15 protein-coding genes are annotated in these 17,171 nt (G+C 65.0%); 13 read left to right on the forward strand and 2 right to left on the reverse strand.

Going from position 1 to position 17,171, the window contains the following annotated elements; all coding sequences use genetic code 11:
• The 5 genes from UP06_RS08255 to UP06_RS08275 are packed head-to-tail and all read left to right on the forward strand — an operon-like array spanning nt 1 to nt 6,323.
• Entirely contained in the window at nt 1-1,107 is a 1,107-nt protein-coding gene (locus UP06_RS08255) for an ABC transporter ATP-binding protein (protein WP_045001993.1), read from the forward strand.
• 21 nt (nt 1,108-1,128) lie between these two features.
• Nucleotides 1,129-1,620 carry a (2Fe-2S)-binding protein gene (locus UP06_RS08260; RefSeq protein ID WP_197087146.1) on the forward strand — a complete coding sequence of 164 codons (492 nt, stop codon included), beginning with the start codon at nt 1,129-1,131 and terminating at the stop codon, nt 1,618-1,620.
• A 2-nt stretch (nt 1,621-1,622) separates the two neighbouring features.
• Entirely contained in the window at nt 1,623-4,010 is a 2,388-nt protein-coding gene (locus tag UP06_RS08265) for a xanthine dehydrogenase family protein molybdopterin-binding subunit (RefSeq protein WP_045001995.1), read from the forward strand.
• Between the two features lie 11 nt (nt 4,011-4,021).
• Nucleotides 4,022-4,819, forward strand: coding sequence for an FAD binding domain-containing protein (locus tag UP06_RS08270; RefSeq protein ID WP_045001997.1), 798 nt, complete (start codon nt 4,022-4,024; stop codon nt 4,817-4,819).
• 16 nt (nt 4,820-4,835) lie between these two features.
• On the forward strand, nt 4,836-6,323 hold the full coding sequence (locus tag UP06_RS08275; RefSeq protein ID WP_045002235.1) for an amidase: 1,488 nt from the start codon (nt 4,836-4,838) through the stop codon (nt 6,321-6,323).
• 3 nt (nt 6,324-6,326) lie between these two features.
• Here the strand turns inward: UP06_RS08275 and UP06_RS08280 are convergent, their stop codons facing one another.
• Both UP06_RS08280 and UP06_RS08285 read right to left on the reverse strand, forming a co-directional pair.
• Nucleotides 6,327-7,226, reverse strand: a complete 900-nt coding sequence (locus UP06_RS08280) for a LysR substrate-binding domain-containing protein (RefSeq protein ID WP_045001998.1) — start codon at nt 7,224-7,226, stop codon at nt 6,327-6,329.
• 61 nt (nt 7,227-7,287) lie between these two features.
• Nucleotides 7,288-8,253 (reverse strand): LysR family transcriptional regulator, encoded by a 966-nt coding sequence (locus UP06_RS08285; protein ID WP_045002000.1) that lies wholly within the window; start codon nt 8,251-8,253, stop codon nt 7,288-7,290.
• A 178-nt stretch (nt 8,254-8,431) separates the two neighbouring features.
• On the opposite strand from UP06_RS08285, the gene UP06_RS08290 reads away from it, so the two are divergent.
• The 8 genes from UP06_RS08290 (at nt 8,432) to UP06_RS08325 (ending at nt 17,163) form a co-directional block, all read left to right on the forward strand.
• A complete protein-coding gene (locus tag UP06_RS08290; protein WP_245305436.1) occupies nt 8,432-9,700 on the forward strand; it encodes a cation:dicarboxylate symporter family transporter in 1,269 nt (422 codons plus the stop codon).
• An 18-nt stretch (nt 9,701-9,718) separates the two neighbouring features.
• On the forward strand, nt 9,719-10,753 hold the full coding sequence (locus tag UP06_RS08295) for a PdxA family dehydrogenase (RefSeq protein ID WP_045002002.1): 1,035 nt from the start codon (nt 9,719-9,721) through the stop codon (nt 10,751-10,753).
• Nucleotides 10,743-12,197: an MmgE/PrpD family protein gene (locus UP06_RS08300; protein ID WP_045002003.1), complete on the forward strand. Its 1,455-nt coding sequence runs from the start codon at nt 10,743-10,745 to the stop codon at nt 12,195-12,197. Before UP06_RS08295 ends, UP06_RS08300 begins: the two co-directional genes overlap by 11 nt.
• A gap of 17 nt (nt 12,198-12,214) precedes the next feature.
• Nucleotides 12,215-13,651, forward strand: a complete 1,437-nt coding sequence (locus tag UP06_RS08305; RefSeq protein ID WP_045002004.1) for an MmgE/PrpD family protein — start codon at nt 12,215-12,217, stop codon at nt 13,649-13,651.
• Nucleotides 13,652-13,691: 40 nt separating this feature from the next.
• Nucleotides 13,692-14,663, forward strand: coding sequence for a Bug family tripartite tricarboxylate transporter substrate binding protein (locus tag UP06_RS08310; protein WP_045002005.1), 972 nt, complete (start codon nt 13,692-13,694; stop codon nt 14,661-14,663).
• A gap of 16 nt (nt 14,664-14,679) precedes the next feature.
• On the forward strand, nt 14,680-15,468 hold the full coding sequence (locus tag UP06_RS08315) for an SDR family NAD(P)-dependent oxidoreductase (RefSeq protein ID WP_045002007.1): 789 nt from the start codon (nt 14,680-14,682) through the stop codon (nt 15,466-15,468).
• Nucleotides 15,468-16,286 carry an alpha/beta fold hydrolase gene (locus UP06_RS08320; protein WP_045002008.1) on the forward strand — a complete coding sequence of 273 codons (819 nt, stop codon included), beginning with the start codon at nt 15,468-15,470 and terminating at the stop codon, nt 16,284-16,286. Before UP06_RS08315 ends, UP06_RS08320 begins: the two co-directional genes overlap by 1 nt.
• Nucleotides 16,287-16,371: 85 nt before the next feature.
• Complete coding sequence (locus tag UP06_RS08325) at nt 16,372-17,163, forward strand: fumarylacetoacetate hydrolase family protein (RefSeq protein WP_045002010.1); 792 nt, start codon at nt 16,372-16,374, stop codon at nt 17,161-17,163.
• Nucleotides 17,164-17,171 lie beyond the last annotated feature (8 nt).

Here is a 17,171-nt window from a genome sequence, read left to right on the forward strand (position 1 = left end):
ATGAAGAGCGATCGCGGCGATATCGAACTGGCGGGCGTCTGCAAGAGTTTTGACGGCGCGACCTACGTGGTCGACGGCGTCAATCTCAGGATTGCCGACGGCGCCTATTGCTGCTTCATCGGTCCTTCCGGCTGCGGCAAGACCACGATTTTGCGCATGATCGCGGGCCATGAGGACCCCACCGCGGGCGAGATCGTGATCGGAGGGCAGAATGTCGTCGGACTGGCGCCGGTGCAGCGCCGTACCGCCATGATGTTCCAATCCTATGCGCTATTCCCGCATCTCACCGTGCGCGACAACATCGCCTTTGCACTGCGCGTGCGCGGCATGTCCAAGGCCGATCGGCTGCGCGCCGCAGACGCCATGATCGAGAAGGTGCGGTTGACGCAATTCGCCGATCGCCTGCCGGCCCAGCTTTCCGGCGGCCAACAGCAGCGCGTGGCGCTGGCACGCGCAGCGATCACCGAGCCGCGCGTGCTGCTGCTCGATGAGCCGCTATCCGCGCTCGACGAGCAGCTCCGCGTGCAGATGCGCCAGGAGCTGCGGCGGATGCAGCGGGAGCTCGGCATCACCTTCATCCACGTCACCCACACCCAGCTCGAGGCGATCGCGCTTGCGGACCTCGTGGTGGTGATGGAGCAGGGCAAGATCAAGCAGGCGGGCGCTGCCCGCGACGTCTACGCCCATCCGCACGACCGTTATGTCGCCGAATTCATGGGCGGTCAGAACGTGCTGTCGGGGCGCGTCGAAAAGGTCAACGGTGCGAGCTTTACGCTCGCGCAGGCGGCGCCCTCCGGAATCGAGGTATCGCTCCAGGCGCGCCCGACCGTCAGCGTCGGCGACAAGGTCGATATCGCAGTGCGCCGCGACGATGTCGCGCTGGTCCGGCCGGGCAGGGAGCTGCCGCCGGGCTACACCACGTCGCTGCCGAGCCGGGTGCTCGCGATCGAATATCAGGGCTATTTCGTCAAGGTCATGCTCGACACCGTGCCGGACGACGAGTTCGTCGCCTACGTGCCGGAAAAGACCTTCTTCGCAGATCCCTTCACTGTCGGCGATGTCGTCATGGCCACATGGGCCACCGGCAGCGCGTTGCCACTCGCCTAAAGACCCGTCGCGCACAGGAGTATGACCGTGCAGATATCCTTCACACTCAACGGCCGGCCAACCACCGTGGACGTCGAACCGGCGACGCTCGTCGCCGAGCTCCTGCGCGAACAGCTCAACCTCACCGGCACCCATATCGGCTGCGACACCAGCCAGTGCGGCGCTTGCGTGGTGCACCTTAATGGGCTTCCGGTGAAAAGCTGCACGCTGCTGGCACCCGCGCTCGACGGCGCGACGCTGCTGACCATCGAGGGCCTGCAAGGCGCGCCCGGCTCGAACCAGATGCATCCGATGCAGGAAGCCTTCCGCGAACATCACGGCCTGCAGTGCGGCTTCTGTACGCCCGGCATGTTGATGACCGCGGTGGCGCTTGCAGCGGAGAAGCCGAACCTGACGGAGGCCGACGTCCGTCACGGCCTTGAAGGCAATATCTGCCGCTGCACCGGTTATCAGAACATCGTCGTCTCAGTGATGGCCGGCGCCGCCGCCATGAACGCCGCCAAAGGAGAGTGACCATGGGCAATGTGATCGGGATCGGCGCGTCACCTAAGCGGAAAGAGGACCAGCGCTTCCTCACCGGCCGCGGCAATTACGTCTCCGACATCAAGCGGCCGGGCATGACGGCGGGCGTGTTCGTGCGCTCGCCCCATGGGCATGCGGTGTTGCGCGGCGTCGACAAGGCTGCGGCACTGGCTGCGCCCGGCGTGATCGCTGTGCTGACGGGCGAGGATGTCGCGGCCGACAAGCTGGGCTCTCTGCCCTGCGGCTGGGGCATCTCGGACGCCAAGGGCGTGCCGATGAAGGAGCCGCCATTCCCGATGCTGGCGCAAGGCAAGGTCCGCTTCGTCGGCGACATGGTTGCCTTCGTGATCGCGGAGACGCCGGAGCAGGCCAACGCAGCAGCCGAGCTGCTGACGGTCGATTACGAGGTGTTGCCCTCGGTGGTCGGCGTGCTCGAAGCGGTGCGGCCGGGTGCGCCGCAATTGTTCGACGACGTGCCGAACAACATCTGCTGCGACTGGGAGCTCGGCGACAAGGCTGCGGTCGAAACCGCGTTCCGCAAGGCGGCGCATGTCGCAAAGCTGAGCCTCGTCAACAACCGCCTGATCGGCAACCCGATGGAGCCGCGCGCGGCGATCGCGGAATATGAGCCGGGAACCGATCGCTTCACGTTGTGGACCACCAGCCAATTTCCGCACGTCGTGCGCTTTCTGATGGGCGCGCTGGTGCTGAACATCCCGCAGCACAAGTTGCGCGTGGTCGCGCCCGATGTCGGCGGCGGTTTTGGCGTGAAGCAGTTCCACTACGGCGAAGAGGCCGTGATCACCTGGGCCGCCAAGCGGGTGATGCGGCCGATCAAATGGGTGGCGAGCCGCTCGGAAGGCTACGTCTCCGATCGCCACGGCCGCGATCATGTCACTGAAGCCGAACTCGCGCTCGACGAGACCGGAAAATTTCTCGCGTTCCGCGTCAACACGCTCGCGAATATGGGCGGCTATCTCTCGACCTTCGGGCCGAACATCCCGACCAACCTCTATGGCCCGCTGCTCGGCGGCGTCTACATGACGCCCGCGATCTATTGCAATGTGAAAGTGGTCTTCACCAACACCGTTCCGGTCGATGCCTACCGCGGCGCGGGCCGGCCCGAGGCGACCTTCGTGCTGGAGCGCATGGTCGATGTCGCCGCCAGTGAGATGGGTATCGATCGTGTCGAGATCCGCCGGCGCAATATGATCCCGAAGGAGGCCTATCCGTATCAGACGCCGGTGCTGGTGCAGTACGATTCCGGCGATCCGATGGGATGCCTCGACGGCGCATTGGTGGCGGCGGACGTCAAGAGCTTCGGCATCCGCAAGGCGGCTTCGGCCAGCAAGGGAAAATTCCGCGGGCTCGGTTACTCGACCTATGTCGAGGCTTGCGGCCTCGCGCCGTCGCGCTTCGCAGGGAGGCTGGGCGCGCGCGGCGGCCTCTACGAGAGCGCCACGGTGCGCGTGCATCCGACCGGCCAGGTGACGGTCATGATCGGTACGCACAATCACGGCCAGGGCCACGAGACAACGTTCGCACAGATCGTGTCGGAAAAGCTCGGCGTGTCCTTTGAGGATGTCGACATCGTGTTCGGCGACACCGACCGCGTGCAGTTCGGCATGGGTACCTATGGTTCGCGTTCGCTGGTCGTTGGCGGCGCCGCGCTGTCGAAGGCGACGGACAAGGTGGTCGCAAAGGGCAAGAAGATCGCGGCCCATCTGCTCGAGGCTGCCGAAGTCGACATCCAATTCGAGGCGGGCCAATTCTCCGTCGCGGGCACGGATCGCATGAAGACGTTCGAGGAGATCGCGGGCGCCGCCTACGTGCCGCATAATTATCCGCTCGAAGTGCTGGAGCCGGGGTTGGAGGAGCAGGCCTATTACGATCCGATCAACTTCACTTATCCCGGCGGTTGCCACATCGCGGAGGTCGAAGTCGATCCGGAGACCGGCACGGTGACGCTGATGAACTACACCGCGGTCGACGACGTCGGCACGGTCATCAACCCGATGATCGTCGAGGGACAGTTGCATGGTGGCATCGTGCAGGGCGTGGGCCAGGCGCTGTTCGAGAACGCGGTCTATGACGAGGGCTCCGGCCAGCTGCTGTCGGGCTCGCTGATGGACTACTGCATGCCGCGCGCCGATCACATGCCGATGATGAAGGTCTCGACCCATTCGACGCTGTGCACGCACACGCCGATGGGCGTGAAGGGCTGCGGCGAAGTCGGCACCATCGGCTCGCCGGCCGCCGTCATCAATGCGGTGGTCGACGCGCTGTCGCATCTCGGTGTCACCCATGTCGACATGCCGGCGACGCCGAACCGGATCTGGCGGTTGCTTCAGAATGCGTCGCTGCCGGTCGCCGCAGAATAGGGAGGACAACAATGAAACCGTTTGCCTATCATCAGCCGAACCAGATTCCTGACGCGGCAAAGCTCCTGGTCTCGATCGAGGACAGCAAGTTGGTCGCCGGCGGCATGACGCTGATCCCGACGCTGAAGCAGCGGCTGGCCAGTCCAGTCGCGCTGGTCGATCTTTCCAAGCTCGGAAACCTGAAGGGTATCACCGATGACGGTGCGACCATCACCATCGGTGCAATGACGCCGCATGCGGTGGTGGCCGCTTCAAAGTTGGTGCAGGCAAAAATCCCCGGGCTCGCCGCGCTGGCGTCGATGATCGGCGATCCGGCCGTGCGTAACCGTGGTACGATCGGCGGCTCGGTCGCGAACAACGATCCGGCGGCCGATTATCCCGCCGGCGTGCTTGGCCTGGGCGCGACCATCGTCACCAGCACGCGCGAGATCGTGGCCGACAAGTTCTTCCTCGGCCTGTTCGAAACCGCGCTTGAACCGGGAGAGATCATCACCGCGATCCGCTTTCCCGTGCCGATCAAGGCCGGCTACGCAAAATTCAAGGCGCCGGCGTCGCGCTATGCGCTGGTCGGTGTGTTCGTCGCGCAGTTTGCCGATGGTGTTCGCGTGGCGGTGACCGGAGCAGGCTCCGGCGTGTTCCGGGTGCCGCCGATGGAGGCGGCGCTGTGGCAAAATTTCGATCCGTCCGCGATCGCTGCGATCAAGATCGACACCGACGGCCTCACCTCCGATATCCACGCCGAAGCCGATTACCGTGCGCATCTCGTCACGGTCATGGCCAAGCGCGCCGTCGACGCGGCGCTCAGCTAGCTCTTTAGGGTTGATGATGACTGATGGTTCCGGCCGAACGGCCTTCCCGCCGGCGCCGACTGGCCTTGGCGCGCTCTCTGCTACCGAGATCATGGCCGGCTACCGGCGCAAGGCGTTCACTCCGCGCGATGTCGTCGACGACACCATCGCCGCGCTCGAGGCGACGCATGAGGCCTGCAACGCGGTGGTGACGCCGATGTACGAGCAGGCGAGGGCGGATGCCGACCGTCTCACCAAAGAGATGCACGCGGGCGAAGCCAGGGGACCTCTCGCCGGCGTACCGGTCACGATCAAGGATCTCGTCTTCGTCGCGGGCGTGCCGGCCTATGCCGGTTCGCCGATGAACAGGGCGTTCGTTCCAGAGGTCGACGCTGCGGTGGTGTCGGCGCTGAAGGCCTCCGGCGCGATCATCACCTGCAAGACCACGACCTGCGAGTCCGGCTATAAGCTTACGGCCGATAGCCCCGTCACCGGCACCACGCGAAACCCATGGAATCCCGGTCGCACCAGCGGCGGGTCGAGCGGCGGCGCGGCGGCGGGCGTTGCCGCCGGCTGCGGACCGATCGCGATCGGCACCGACGGCGTCGGCTCGATCCGCGTGCCCTCGTCGTTCTGCGGCGTGTTTGGCCTGAAGCCGACCTTCGGCCTGGTGCCGCGCTCGCCTGGCTTCTCACCACCATCCTGGGCCTCGCTCGCGCATACCGGCCCGATCACGCGCACGGTTGCGGACGCGGCGCTGACGCTGGAGATCATCGCTGCTTACGATCTGCGCGATCCCGCGAGCCTGCCGGTGTCGCCGCGACGCTTCGACACCAACGCCGCCCCGTTGAACGGCATTCGCATCGGCGCCAGCGCTGATCTCGGCTACGCCGCAATCAGCCCCGACGTGCGTGCTGCGTTCAACAAGGCGCTGGCCATTCTCGATTCCTGCGGCGCGCAGGTCACCTTGGACGGCCCGGGCCTCGATCCCGGCATTTTGGAGCACACGCTGAAGCCGATCGCCTTCGCCGAGCAGGCGGCGGCGGTCGCAAGCAAGACTACGGCTGATCTTGCAAGCTCTGAGTCTGATTATCGCGATGTCGTCAGCGCTGGCCGCCGCTACAGCGGTACAGACTATATCGAAGCCGGCTACCGGCGCGGCCAGGCGCGCAACGCCTTCGTGAAATTGTTCGAGCGGGTCGATGCGCTGGTGACGCCGACGGTTGCGGTCACCGCGTTCGAGGCCGGCCAGATCGGCGTCGACAAGATCGACGGCAGCAAGGTTGATCCGCATCTCGGCTGGTCGCCCTTCACCTGGCCGATCAATCTCGCCGGTCTTCCGGCGGCGACGCTGCCCTGCGGCTTCGACCGTGACGGCATGCCGATCGGCCTTCAGATCGTCGCGCCCTGGCTCGACGAGCCCACGATCTTCCGTATCGCCGCTGCGTTCGAAGCGGCGCAGCCCTGGGCAAAATTCTGGCCGTCGCTGGCGCTGCGCGAAAACACCGTCCGCGCGAAGGTGTGAAGCTCAGGACAGCTCGATCGGAATGCCCCTGCCGCTGAGCTCTTCGTCCAAGCGCAGATAGTGCGCGAGGTAGTCGTGCAGCGCGGTGGCCGCCTTCGACGTTGCGCTGCTCGACTTGTAGAGCAGGAGCTCGATCTTCGGCAGTGGTGGCAGGCCCTCGTTGGGGCCGATCTCGCGCATCGCCGGTACCAATGCGCTGCGGCCGAGTACGGTGACGGCCATGCCGGCAAAGGCTGCGGCCTGGAGGCCGCCGACACTTTCGCTGACGCAGGCGATGCGCCAGCGCAGGCTCGCGCGCTCCAGCGTATCGATCGCATAGTCGCGATAGATGTTGCCCGGCGGCAGCAACGCCAGCGGGATCGGACGTTCCTGATGCGCCGAGGACTGCTCGCCGGTCATCCAGACCAGTTGCTCGCGCCGCACCACTTGGCCGCCGGTGAAATCATTCATGCGGGTGACGAGCGCGATGTCGACGTCGCCGCGTTTGACGAGACCGACCAGCGGCGTCGACAGCGCGCAGTTGAGCTCGACCTGCACACGCGGAAAGGATTTTCGGAACACGCTGAGGATCGAGGGCAGCATGAAGGCAGCGTAGAGGTCGGGCGTGCCGAGCACCACCTGGCCTTCGATCTCCTGCGAGGCTAATTGCGAAATCAGCTCGTCATGCAACCGCAGGATGGATTTGGCGTAGGTGAGAACCGTGGTGCCGTCATCGGTCAGCATCAGCCTTCGGCCAGCATGCTCGAACAATTGCTTGCCGGTGAGCTCCTCCAGCCGCTGCAATTGCAGGGTGATGGCCGGCTGGGTGCGGCCCAGCCGCCGCGCGGTCTCGGTGATGCTGCCGGTCTCGACCACCGAGATCAGCGATCGGAGCATGCGGATGTCGAGACTGATGAGATTCATGCGGCGTCCATGTCGCCCAGAATTTATGCAAGTTCCGTGCTAACGCCGGCCGGCGCAGACGTCACCTCGCCCGTGGCGTCGCGCCGGCGGACTTTCCTCCCGGCCGGCCCTTGCGCGCCGCATTCCAGAAAGTCTCGGCCGCGCGGGTCATGCGGGCGCGCGTGCGGAACAGCGAGACGCTGATCGGGATATCCCATTCCCCGCCACCCGCACGCAGCAGACGGCCGCTGTCGAGATCGGCGCGGACGAGGCTCATCGGCGCCCATGTCACGCCGCGCCCTTCGCGCGCCATATCGATCAGCAACATGACCGGTGCGGCGAAGCCCGGAACGAGCCAGGCCGCCGGATCCTTGACCGCCAGGAATGACGTGACAAGTCGCCCCACGCCCGAGCCCGGGTGGTAGGCGAGATAGGGCAGCGGCGCACCTGATGCGCCGGGGAGGGCGTAGCGAGGCTGTACCTTCTTGCTGCGCCGGCCGCGCGTGGGACGCGTCGACGGTGCGCTGATCGGGATCAGCACGTCGGTTGCGAGATCGACGCGCTGAAAGCGGTCCATGTCGAGCCGGCTCACCAGTGACGGATGATAATGCGCCAGCATGAAATGCGCCTGCGCGTCGAGAAGCAGCTTCTCACAACCGGCGAAATTCGAGGCGACGAGCTGAACGGCCGCGCCGGCGCGTGCGCCGTCCGAGTTACGGATCCATTCCGCAAAGAAAGTCTGCGACAGCGAATGCGTGGCCGCGAAGGTGATAGTCTCGGCCTTCAGCCGCGCCACTTCGAGAGCTTCCTCCCGTCCGACCAGGATCCGGCGCAGCACGTCCTCCGCGACGGGGCGAAAACTTTCGCCGGCGGCCGTGAGTGTGATCGTATGGGTCGAACGTTCAAACAGCGGCGTTCCCAGCCACTCCTCGAGCGACCTGATGCGGCGGCTCAGCGCCGGCTGGGTCACGTGCCGTCGCTCGGCGGCGCGGGAGAACCCGCCCTCCTCGGCGATGGCAATGAAATCCTCCAGCCAGACCAGGTCCATAATAACGTTTTGTCCTCAAATCATACCGATACGGCATTAGCGCCCGGGACGCCGCTGGTCCAATGTAAATGATATCGCAAGACAAGAACAAAGCGCCATCCATGGCGCGACGATGCCGTTGGAGGAAAGCAAATTGCAGGTCGCCGCACCGCCGCTGTCTCAGCCACTCCCGAGCCCCATGTCCGAACGCCGCCGCAAGCCGCTCTGGCGCGAGCAGTATGTCCTGGTGGTCGCCGGTGCCGCGCTCGGTGCGCTGTTTGGATTCCTGCTTCCGACCGTTGCGGTCGAGTTCAAGCCGCTCGGCGATGTCTTCATCTCGCTGATCAAGATGACGATCGCGCCGCTGATTTTCCTGGTCGTGGTCACCGGCATCGCGCAGGTCGGCGACATGAAGGCGGTCGGCCGCATCGGGCTCAAGGCCTTCGCCTATTTCGAGGTGGTGACCACGATCTGCCTGCTGATCAGCTTCGTCGTGGTGCGCTGGGTCCAGCCCGGCGCGGGCGTTGCCCATGCCACCGCACAGCAGGCCGAGGCTGTCGCGCGCTATTCGCAGGCCCATGTGGGATCGCCGTCGGCCTACATCCAGCACATGGTCCCCGAAAGCTTCGTCGGCGCGTTTGCGAGCGGCGACGTGCTCCAGGTCCTCGTGCTGGCGCTGCTGTGCGGCATCGGCCTGTTGCTGCTCGGCGAAAAAGCCGCGCCGTTGCGGACGGGGATGGAGCGGGTCACCGAGCTTGTGTTCAGCGTCGTCCATGTCGTGGTGGCGCTGGCGCCGATCGGTGCCTTCGGTGCCATGGCCTTCACGGTCGCGAAATTCGGTGCGGCCACGCTCTACGCATTGGCGCTTTTGGTCGGCACCGCCTGGGCGATGATGGCGTTCTTCATCTTCGTCATTCTCGGCACGATCTGCCGCTTGGTCGGCATCCGCCTGATGGACCTGTTGCGTCTGTTGCGGACCGAGCTGCTGGTCGTGCTCGGCACCTCTTCGTCCGAGACCGCGATCCCCGGCATGATGGAGAAGCTGCCGAAGGCCGGCGTAGGACGCGCGGTCGCCGGCCTCGTCATTCCGTCCGGGTATTCCTTCAATCTCGACGGCGTCGCGCTGACGCTGCCGCTCTCGACCATCTTTGTCGCCCAGGTCTACGGCATCGAGCTCACTGCTATGCAGCAGTTGAGCCTGTTCGTGGTGATGCTGTTCACCAGCAAGGGCGCGGCCGGCGTCACCGGCGGCGCGTTTGCCGCGCTCGCCGCGACCGTGATCGCCGCCGGGCTGCCGGCGGAGGGCCTGGCGCTGCTGCTCGGCATCGATCGCTTCATGTCGATGGCGCGCGCCATCACCAACACCATCGGCAACGCGGTCGCCTCGATCGTGGTCGCCAAATGGGACGGCGAATTCAACCGGGAGGACTGGGCCCAGTCCGCCGCTCAAATCCAGGCAATGAAGTAAGGATCCAAGGTTTCCAATATGGCTATCAACACCAATGAACTCCCCGTCATCGCGCTGACCCCCGGCGATTGCACCGGCATCGGCCCGGAACAGATTGCGCGCATCCTTTCCGATGACCGGCTTGCCGACGTCGCTCGCCTTGTCGTGGTCGGCGATGCCCGCGTGCTCGACATGGGCATGGAACATGCCGGCGTGAAGCTGAAGGTCGAGCGGATTGCCTCGCCCAAGGCAGCCAAATGGGGCCGCGGCGCGGTGCAGCTCGTCGATCTCGGCAACACCGACCCGTTGAAATTCCCGCTCGGCAAGGCCAGCGCCGAGTCCGGCCGGCTCACCGGTGAGACGCTGTCGCGCGCGATCGATTTCTCCAGGGATGGCGAGGTCGACGCGATCACGTTTGCGCCGCTGAACAAGCGTGCGATGTTCGACGGCGGCTGGAAGTTTCCCGACGAGCACAAAATGTTCGCGAGCCTGCTCGGGCACAAGACCTACTTCTCCGAGATGAACGTACTCGACGGCCAATGGATGTCGCGCGTCACCGGGCACCAGTCGCTGCGCGAAGCGCTCGACGGCATCCATCCGGAGAGCATCACCGATGCGATCGAGCTGGTCGACCGCATGATGCGGAAGGCCGGTGTCGCCAAGCCGCGCATCGCGGTCGCAGCCCTCAACCCGCACGCCGGTGAGGGCGGCCTGTTCGGCCGCGACGAGATCGAGATGATCCGGCCCACCGTCGAAGCGGCCGCCAAGACCGGGATCGCCTGCACCGGGCCGTATCCCGCCGATACCGTCTATATCCGGGCGTTTGCCGGTGAGTTCGACAGCGTGGTCGCGATGTATCACGACCAGGGCCAGATCGCGACCAAGCTGCGCGGCTTCAACCGCGGCGTTACCGTCACCGCGGGCCTTGAGACCGTCTTCACCACGCCCTCGCACGGCACGGCGTTCGATATCGTAGGCCAAGGCGTGGCCAAGACCGGCGCGCTTGAGAGCGCAGTCCGCCTTGCCGCGCAACTCGTATCGATCAAGGTCAAGGAGGCCGCCTATGCAAACTGATCGCAGGACCCTGCTCCAGGCGGCGGCCGCGCTTCCGCTTGCCACCGTCGGCACCGGTGCTGCCTTCGCGGAGACCCCGGCCGCGGCCCCCGCGGCCGCGCCACCCAAGGACGTCACGCGCGCGCTCGCCCATTATCTGGTGACTGCGAGCTATGACGACCTCCCCGCCAATGTCCGGAAAGAGGGCGTCCGCACGCTGCTCAACTGGGTCGGCGTCGCCATCGGCGGCTCGCATCACGAGACGGTCGATATCGCGGTGTCCGCGCTCGGTCCGTTCTCGGGCCCGCAGCAAGCTTCGCTGTTCGGGCGTCGCGAGCGGTTCGACATCATGAACGCCGCTTTCATCAACGGCGTGTCGAGCCACATCTTCGACTATGACGACACCCATCTGAAGACGATCATCCATCCCGCAGGCCCGGTCGCCTCGGCGATCATCGCGCTGTCGGAAATGCAGCCGGTCTCTGGCAAGGAATTCCTGAACGCACTGGTGCTCGGCGTCGAGACCGAGTGCAGGATCGGAAACGCGGTCTATCCGAACCATTACGATGTCGGCTGGCACATCACCGGCACGGCCGGTGTGTTCGGCTCGGCGGCCGCCGTAGGCAAGCTGTTGAAGCTGAACGAGCAGCAGATGACCTGGGCGCTCGGCCTGGCCGCGTCCCAGCCTGTGGGCCTGCGCGAATCCTTCGGCTCGATGAACAAGAGCTTTAATCCGGGTCGCGCCGCCTCAAGCGGCATCTTCGCGGCCATTCTGGCCTCGAAGAATTTCACCTCGTCCGACGCGATGATCGAGGCCAAGCGCGGTTGGGCCAACACGATCAGCACCAAGCAGGACTACAACGAGATCCTGGGCGATCTCGGCAAGCGTTACGAGGCCGCGCTCAACACCTACAAGCCATTCGCCTGCGGCATCGTCATGCATCCGGCGATCGATGCCGCGATCCAGCTCCGCAACGAGAACAAGGTGACCGCGGACCAGATCGAGCGTGTCGACCTCAAGGTTCATCCGCTGGTGCTGGAGCTTACCGGCAAGAAGACGCCGCGCCAGGGTCTCGAAGGCAAGTTCAGCATCTATCATGCGGTTGCGGTCGCAATCGTCGAGGGCGCCGGCGGCGAAAAACAGTTCAGCGACCGCGCCGTAACCGATCCGACCATCGTCGCGCTGCGTGGCAAGATCGTCCCGGTTATCACGCCCGGCATCAAGCCGGAGCAGGTCGATCTCACCATCGTGCTCAAGGACGGCCGCAAGCTTAACCGCTACATCGAGCACGCCATCGGCAGCGTCGAGGTGCCGATGACGGACAAGCAGCTCGAAACCAAGTTCTCCGACCTTGCAGAAGGCATCATTCCCACAGCGATGATCAGGCGTGTCATGGATGCATGCTGGAACGTCGAAGGTCTGGCCAGCGCAGCCGAAATCGCCAAGATGTCGGTCTCATCCTGATTCTGGAGTCACTTGGAATGCCGTCACGCCGCCGTCTCCTTCAATCCGCCGGCTCGATTGCCGCTCTGGCTGCAACCGGCGGCCGTACGACCTTGGCGGCAGGGCCCGGCGTGACTGAGCGTCTCGCCCGCTACATGGTCGCCGCACGCGATCAGGAGCTGCCCGAACAGGTGCTGCGCGAATGCAAACACCGGATTCTCGACACGCTCGGCGCGATGGTGTCGGGCTCGCGGATGAAGCCGGGCGAGATGGCGCTGAAATACGTGCGCGCGCTTGGCGGCGACGCGCAGGCCTCCGTCGTCGGCTCCGACTTCCGGACCACCGCGGTGAACGCGGCGCTGGCCAATGCGATGTGCGCTCATGCCGACGAAACGGATGATTTCGAGCCGGTCACCAAGGCGCATCCGGGATGCTCGGTGGTGCCCGCCGCGCTCGCCTTCGGTGAGCGGGAACATCGCAGCGGGCAGGATGTCATTCGCGCCGTCGCGCTCGGCTACGATTTGACCTGCCGTCTGCTGATGGCGCTGGGTCCGGATCTTGTGCGCGGTTCGCATCGGAGCGCCGAAGGGACGTCGTCGACCTTCGGTGCGCTGGGGGCTGCCGCCTCGCTGGCGCGGCTCGATGAGAAAGGGATGCGCTACGCGATCTCCTATTCGTCGCAGCAGGTTGCGGGCTTGTGGAGCTGGGTCAAGGATCACGACCACATCGAGAAGGCGTTCGACTTTGCCGGCATGGGTGCGCGCAACGGCGTAATGGCCGTCGACATGGTGAGCAACGGCCTGACCGGCGTCGACGACGTGCTCGACGGCACCCACAATCTCTTCATTGCGCTCTCGACCGATCCGAAGCCGGAGGAGATGGTGAAGGATCTCGGCAGACGCTTCTACGTCACCGAGACAGCGATCAAGACGTTTTCGGTCGGCTATCCCATCCAGTCACCGCTGGATGCGATGCTGACGCTGCGCAAGCAGCACGGCCTCACGCCGGACAATGTGCGCAGCATCCTGGTCAAGCTGCCGACCGACGCAATGGGGATCGTCGGCGAAAGCGCGATGCCCGACGTCAATTGCCAGCACCTCGTGGCGGTCGCGCTGGTCAAGGGCGCCGTCTCCTTCAACGACAGCCACGACGTCGCTCTGATGCATGATCCCAAGATTCTTGCGCAGCGCGACAAGGTGACGCTGGCCGGCGACAAGGCGCTGATGGATCCGGCGGCGCCGCGCGGTGCTGTCGTCGAGGTGACATTGAGCGATGGCAAGAAGGTGGAGCACTTCACCAAATATCCGCCGGGCACCAAGGAAAACCCGCTGAGCACGAAAGCCGTGGCGGCCAAGACGCGGGACCTGATCGCGCCGGTGCTTGGCGCCGACAAGGCCGAGAAGCTGATCGCGCAGATCAGCGATCTCGAACGGCTTGACGACGTCGCAAAGTTGAGGCCATTGCTGATCGCGTGATGCAACAACAAACAACAAGACAAACATCGAGGCAATGCCCATGCGCGGAGTTCTCCGTCGCTGCTTTCTTGCCGCCTGCGCGGCCATTCTGTTCTGCGGCGCCGCGGTAGCTCAGGATTACCCCGTCCGTCCGGTCAAGATCATCGTGCCGTTCCCGGCCGGCGGCTCCAACGACATCATCGCCCGCATCGTCGCGCAGAAGCTGGCCGAGCGATCGGGACAGACCTTCATCGTCGAAAATCGCGGCGGCGCCGGCGGCAATATCGGCGCCGAGGCGGTCGCGAGCGCGGAGGCGGATGGCTACACGCTGTTGTTGACTGCGCCGCCACCGCTGACAATCAACGCCTCGCTCTACAAGAAGCTGCCGTTTGATCCGGCCAAGGCCTTTGCACCGGTGGCCTTGGTCGCTTCCGTTCCGATCGTGCTGGTGGTCAATCCGTCAGTGGCCGCGAAGAACGTCGGCGAGCTGATCGCGCTCGCCAAGGCCAAGCCGGGTACGCTGAATTTTGGCTCGTCCGGCATCGGGTCGACCAATCATCTCGCGGGGGAGTTGCTCAAGACTATGGCGGGAATTGATATCGTGCACGTGCCCTATCGGGGTGCGGCGCCGGCGATGAATGACCTGCTCGCCGGGCAAATCCCGTTCATGTTCGACAACATGCCGGCGGTGCTGCCGCAGGTCCAGGGCAAGGCCATCAATGCAATCGCGGTCGCCGGCGCAAAGCGCGCGGACGCGCTGCCCGGCGTGCCGACGGTTGCCGAAACCGTGCCCGGCTTCGAGGCGTCGTCCTGGTTCGGACTTGTGGCTCCAGCAAAGTCGCCCGCGCTGGTGCTTGCCAAGCTGAGCAGCGAGCTCGAAATCATCTTGAAGATGCCGGACGTCAAGAAGCGGCTTGCCGAGCTCGGCGCCGAGCCTGGGACTGTCTTCGGTCCTGCATTCGGGCAATTCATGACGGACGAGACCACGAAATGGGGCAAGATCATTCAGGCCTCGGGCGCTACGGCAGATTAGGCGGGATGGCAGCGTCATGGATTTGAACTTGGGCGGCAAGGTTGCCGTAGTCACCGGCGGCAGCATCGGCATCGGCCGGGCGATTGCCGCCGAGCTCGCGCGTGAGCAGGCGCATGTCGTGATCGTCGCGCGCAACGCCGAGCGGCTGTCAACGGCGGCGCTGGAGATGTCGCGCGAGACCGGCTGGCGCGTGATTGCCTGTGCTGGCGACATGACCAAGCCCGACGATATCGCCCGTGCAATGGAGACCGCGCGCGATGCCTTCGGCCGTATCGACATTCTCGTCAACAATGCCGGGGCTTCGCCGATGGGCCGGATCGCGGAGACCCCGGACGCGATTTGGGCCAAGTCGATCGAGCTGAAACTGCTCGGCTATGTGCGCTGCGCGCGCAACGTGCTGCCCGAAATGCGTGACCGCCGCTGGGGCCGTGTCATCAACATCATCGGCCGTAGCGGCCATCAGCCGCGCGCGGCCTATCTTGCGGGCGGAGCGGTCAACGCGGCGCTGCTGAATTTCACGCTGGCGCTTGCCGAGGAATGCGCGCCGGACAATGTGCTGGTCACCGGCGTCAATCCCGGACCGGTGCAGACCGACCGCTGGGACAGCCTGGTCTCGCAGGGCGCGGCGATCGCGGGGCAGGATCGCGGAGCGGCCAATGCCGCGGCAATCGCCTCGGTGCCGCTCGGCCGCGTCGGGCAGCCGCACGAGGTGTCCGGTCTTGTTGCCTTCCTCTGCTCCGATCGCGCATCCTTCATTACGGGCACCTGCATCAATGTCGATGGCGGTGGAACGAGGTGTATCTGATGGTGAGCGAACTGCGGAAAATCGGTGTCAGCGACGATTGCGAGCTCGCGGTTCGCATCGACGATTATCTGCTGCCATGGGACATCAGGCCGCCGGTCGTGATGCTGCATGGGCTTGCCGAGAGCGGTGAGGCATTCCGGCGCTGGGTGCCGTATTTCGCCACGCATCATCTCGTGGTGCGTCCCGATCTGCGCGGCTACGGCGATTCGACGCCGATGCAGGGCGATTACGTCTATCGTTTCGCGGGGCTCGGCGATGATATCATCCGGATGCTGGACGCGCTGAAGCTCGATCGCGTGTTCCTGGTCGGCGGCAAGATCGGCGGCACGCTGGCGATGCATCTTACGGCGAAGCACCCGGATCGCGTGATCGCGACCGCAGCGGTCGGTGCGCCGGCCTCTCTGACCTCTTTTAATGAGCGGGCGCCAACCTGGCGCAAGCAGATCCGCGAGCAGGGTGTGGAAGCCTGGGTGCGGGAGACCACCGCCGGCCGCCTCGGCTCGTCGCTGCCGCCGGCAGCGCTCGATTGGTGGATCAAGCTGATGTCGAAGACCAAGGCCTCGACGCTCGAGGCGTTCCTCCAGATGGTGCCGACGGTCGACGTGACCGGCGAATTGCCTGCTATCAAACGCCCGACGCTGGTCATCACCACGACGGGCTCCGGACTTGGCAGTGTCGACTCGGTGAAGGCGTGGCAGGAGACGATTCCGGGCTCGAAGCTCGAAGTGCTGCCCGGCGATTCCTACCACGTTGCCGCAACTGACCCCGATGTCTGCGCGCGGAAGGTGCGGAAGTTCTTCGATCGGGTCGCGACTTAAGACGTAGCAGACGGCCATTGGCCTGCGCGGCGTCTGGCTCTAAGAATAGCCTAGGAAACGCCTGCCCAAGCCAGGGAACAAGAACATGACAAAAACAACTCGACGTAACGTGCTCACCGCCGCCGCCGCGATGACCGCTGCGGGTATCGCAGATAGCGCTCCAGCCGCCGCGCAGGCCGGGCCGAAGCCGATGTTCGCGGTGCCGATGATCTCGATCCCGATCGTCGGCGAAACCAGCGTGTTCCAGGTCCGCCGTATCTACTGCATTGGGCGCAACTATGCGGCGCACGCGATCGAGCGCGGCTCCGACCCGAACCGCGAGCCGCCGTTCTTCTTCCAGAAGCCGACCGACGCGATCCAGAACGTCGCGGTCGGCGAGGTCGCCGATCATCCCTATCCATCGCTGACCAAGAATTATCATCACGAGGTCGAGCTGGTCGCCGCGCTGAAATCCGGCGGCAGCAACATTCCGGCGGAGAAGGCGCTTGACCACGTCTATGGCTATGCGCTCGGTCTCGACATGACGCGGCGCGACCTTCAGAACGGCATGGCCGCGGAGAAGAAGCCGTGGGAGATCGGCAAGAGCTTTGACCATGCCGCGGTGATCGGCCCGATCCACCCCGCGAGCAAGACCGGCCATTTCGACAAGGGCGCGATTTCACTGGCGATCAATGGGACCGTCAAGCAGAGCTCGGATCTCAGCAAGATGATCTGGAGCGTCGCCGAGCAGATCGCAAAGTTGTCGGAAGCGTTCGAGCTGAAGGCCGGCGACATCATCTATTCCGGTACGCCGGAAAATGTCGGGCCTGTGGTGAAGGGTGACGTGCTCTTGTGCAAGCTCGAGGGCTTGCCGGACATGTCGATCAAGATCGTCTAGGCAGCTCT

The organism is Bradyrhizobium sp. LTSP857, from assembly GCF_000938285.1.
GTDB lineage: Bacteria > Pseudomonadota > Alphaproteobacteria > Rhizobiales > Xanthobacteraceae > Bradyrhizobium.

Coding starts and splice junctions, on each gene's coding strand:
- UP06_RS08255 (WP_045001993.1), top strand. CDS start 1: ATGAAGAGCGATCGCGGCGATATCGAACTGGCGGGCGTCTGCAAGAGT.
- UP06_RS08260 (WP_197087146.1), top strand. CDS start 1,129: ATGACCGTGCAGATATCCTTCACACTCAACGGCCGGCCAACCACCGTG.
- UP06_RS08265 (WP_045001995.1), top strand. CDS start 1,623: ATGGGCAATGTGATCGGGATCGGCGCGTCACCTAAGCGGAAAGAGGAC.
- UP06_RS08270 (WP_045001997.1), top strand. CDS start 4,022: ATGAAACCGTTTGCCTATCATCAGCCGAACCAGATTCCTGACGCGGCA.
- UP06_RS08275 (WP_045002235.1), top strand. CDS start 4,836: ATGACTGATGGTTCCGGCCGAACGGCCTTCCCGCCGGCGCCGACTGGC.
- UP06_RS08280 (WP_045001998.1), bottom strand. CDS start 7,226: ATGAATCTCATCAGTCTCGACATCCGCATGCTCCGATCGCTGATCTCG.
- UP06_RS08285 (WP_045002000.1), bottom strand. CDS start 8,253: ATGGACCTGGTCTGGCTGGAGGATTTCATTGCCATCGCCGAGGAGGGC.
- UP06_RS08290 (WP_245305436.1), top strand. CDS start 8,432: ATGTCCGAACGCCGCCGCAAGCCGCTCTGGCGCGAGCAGTATGTCCTG.
- UP06_RS08295 (WP_045002002.1), top strand. CDS start 9,719: ATGGCTATCAACACCAATGAACTCCCCGTCATCGCGCTGACCCCCGGC.
- UP06_RS08300 (WP_045002003.1), top strand. CDS start 10,743: ATGCAAACTGATCGCAGGACCCTGCTCCAGGCGGCGGCCGCGCTTCCG.
- UP06_RS08305 (WP_045002004.1), top strand. CDS start 12,215: ATGCCGTCACGCCGCCGTCTCCTTCAATCCGCCGGCTCGATTGCCGCT.
- UP06_RS08310 (WP_045002005.1), top strand. CDS start 13,692: ATGCGCGGAGTTCTCCGTCGCTGCTTTCTTGCCGCCTGCGCGGCCATT.
- UP06_RS08315 (WP_045002007.1), top strand. CDS start 14,680: ATGGATTTGAACTTGGGCGGCAAGGTTGCCGTAGTCACCGGCGGCAGC.
- UP06_RS08320 (WP_045002008.1), top strand. CDS start 15,468: ATGGTGAGCGAACTGCGGAAAATCGGTGTCAGCGACGATTGCGAGCTC.
- UP06_RS08325 (WP_045002010.1), top strand. CDS start 16,372: ATGACAAAAACAACTCGACGTAACGTGCTCACCGCCGCCGCCGCGATG.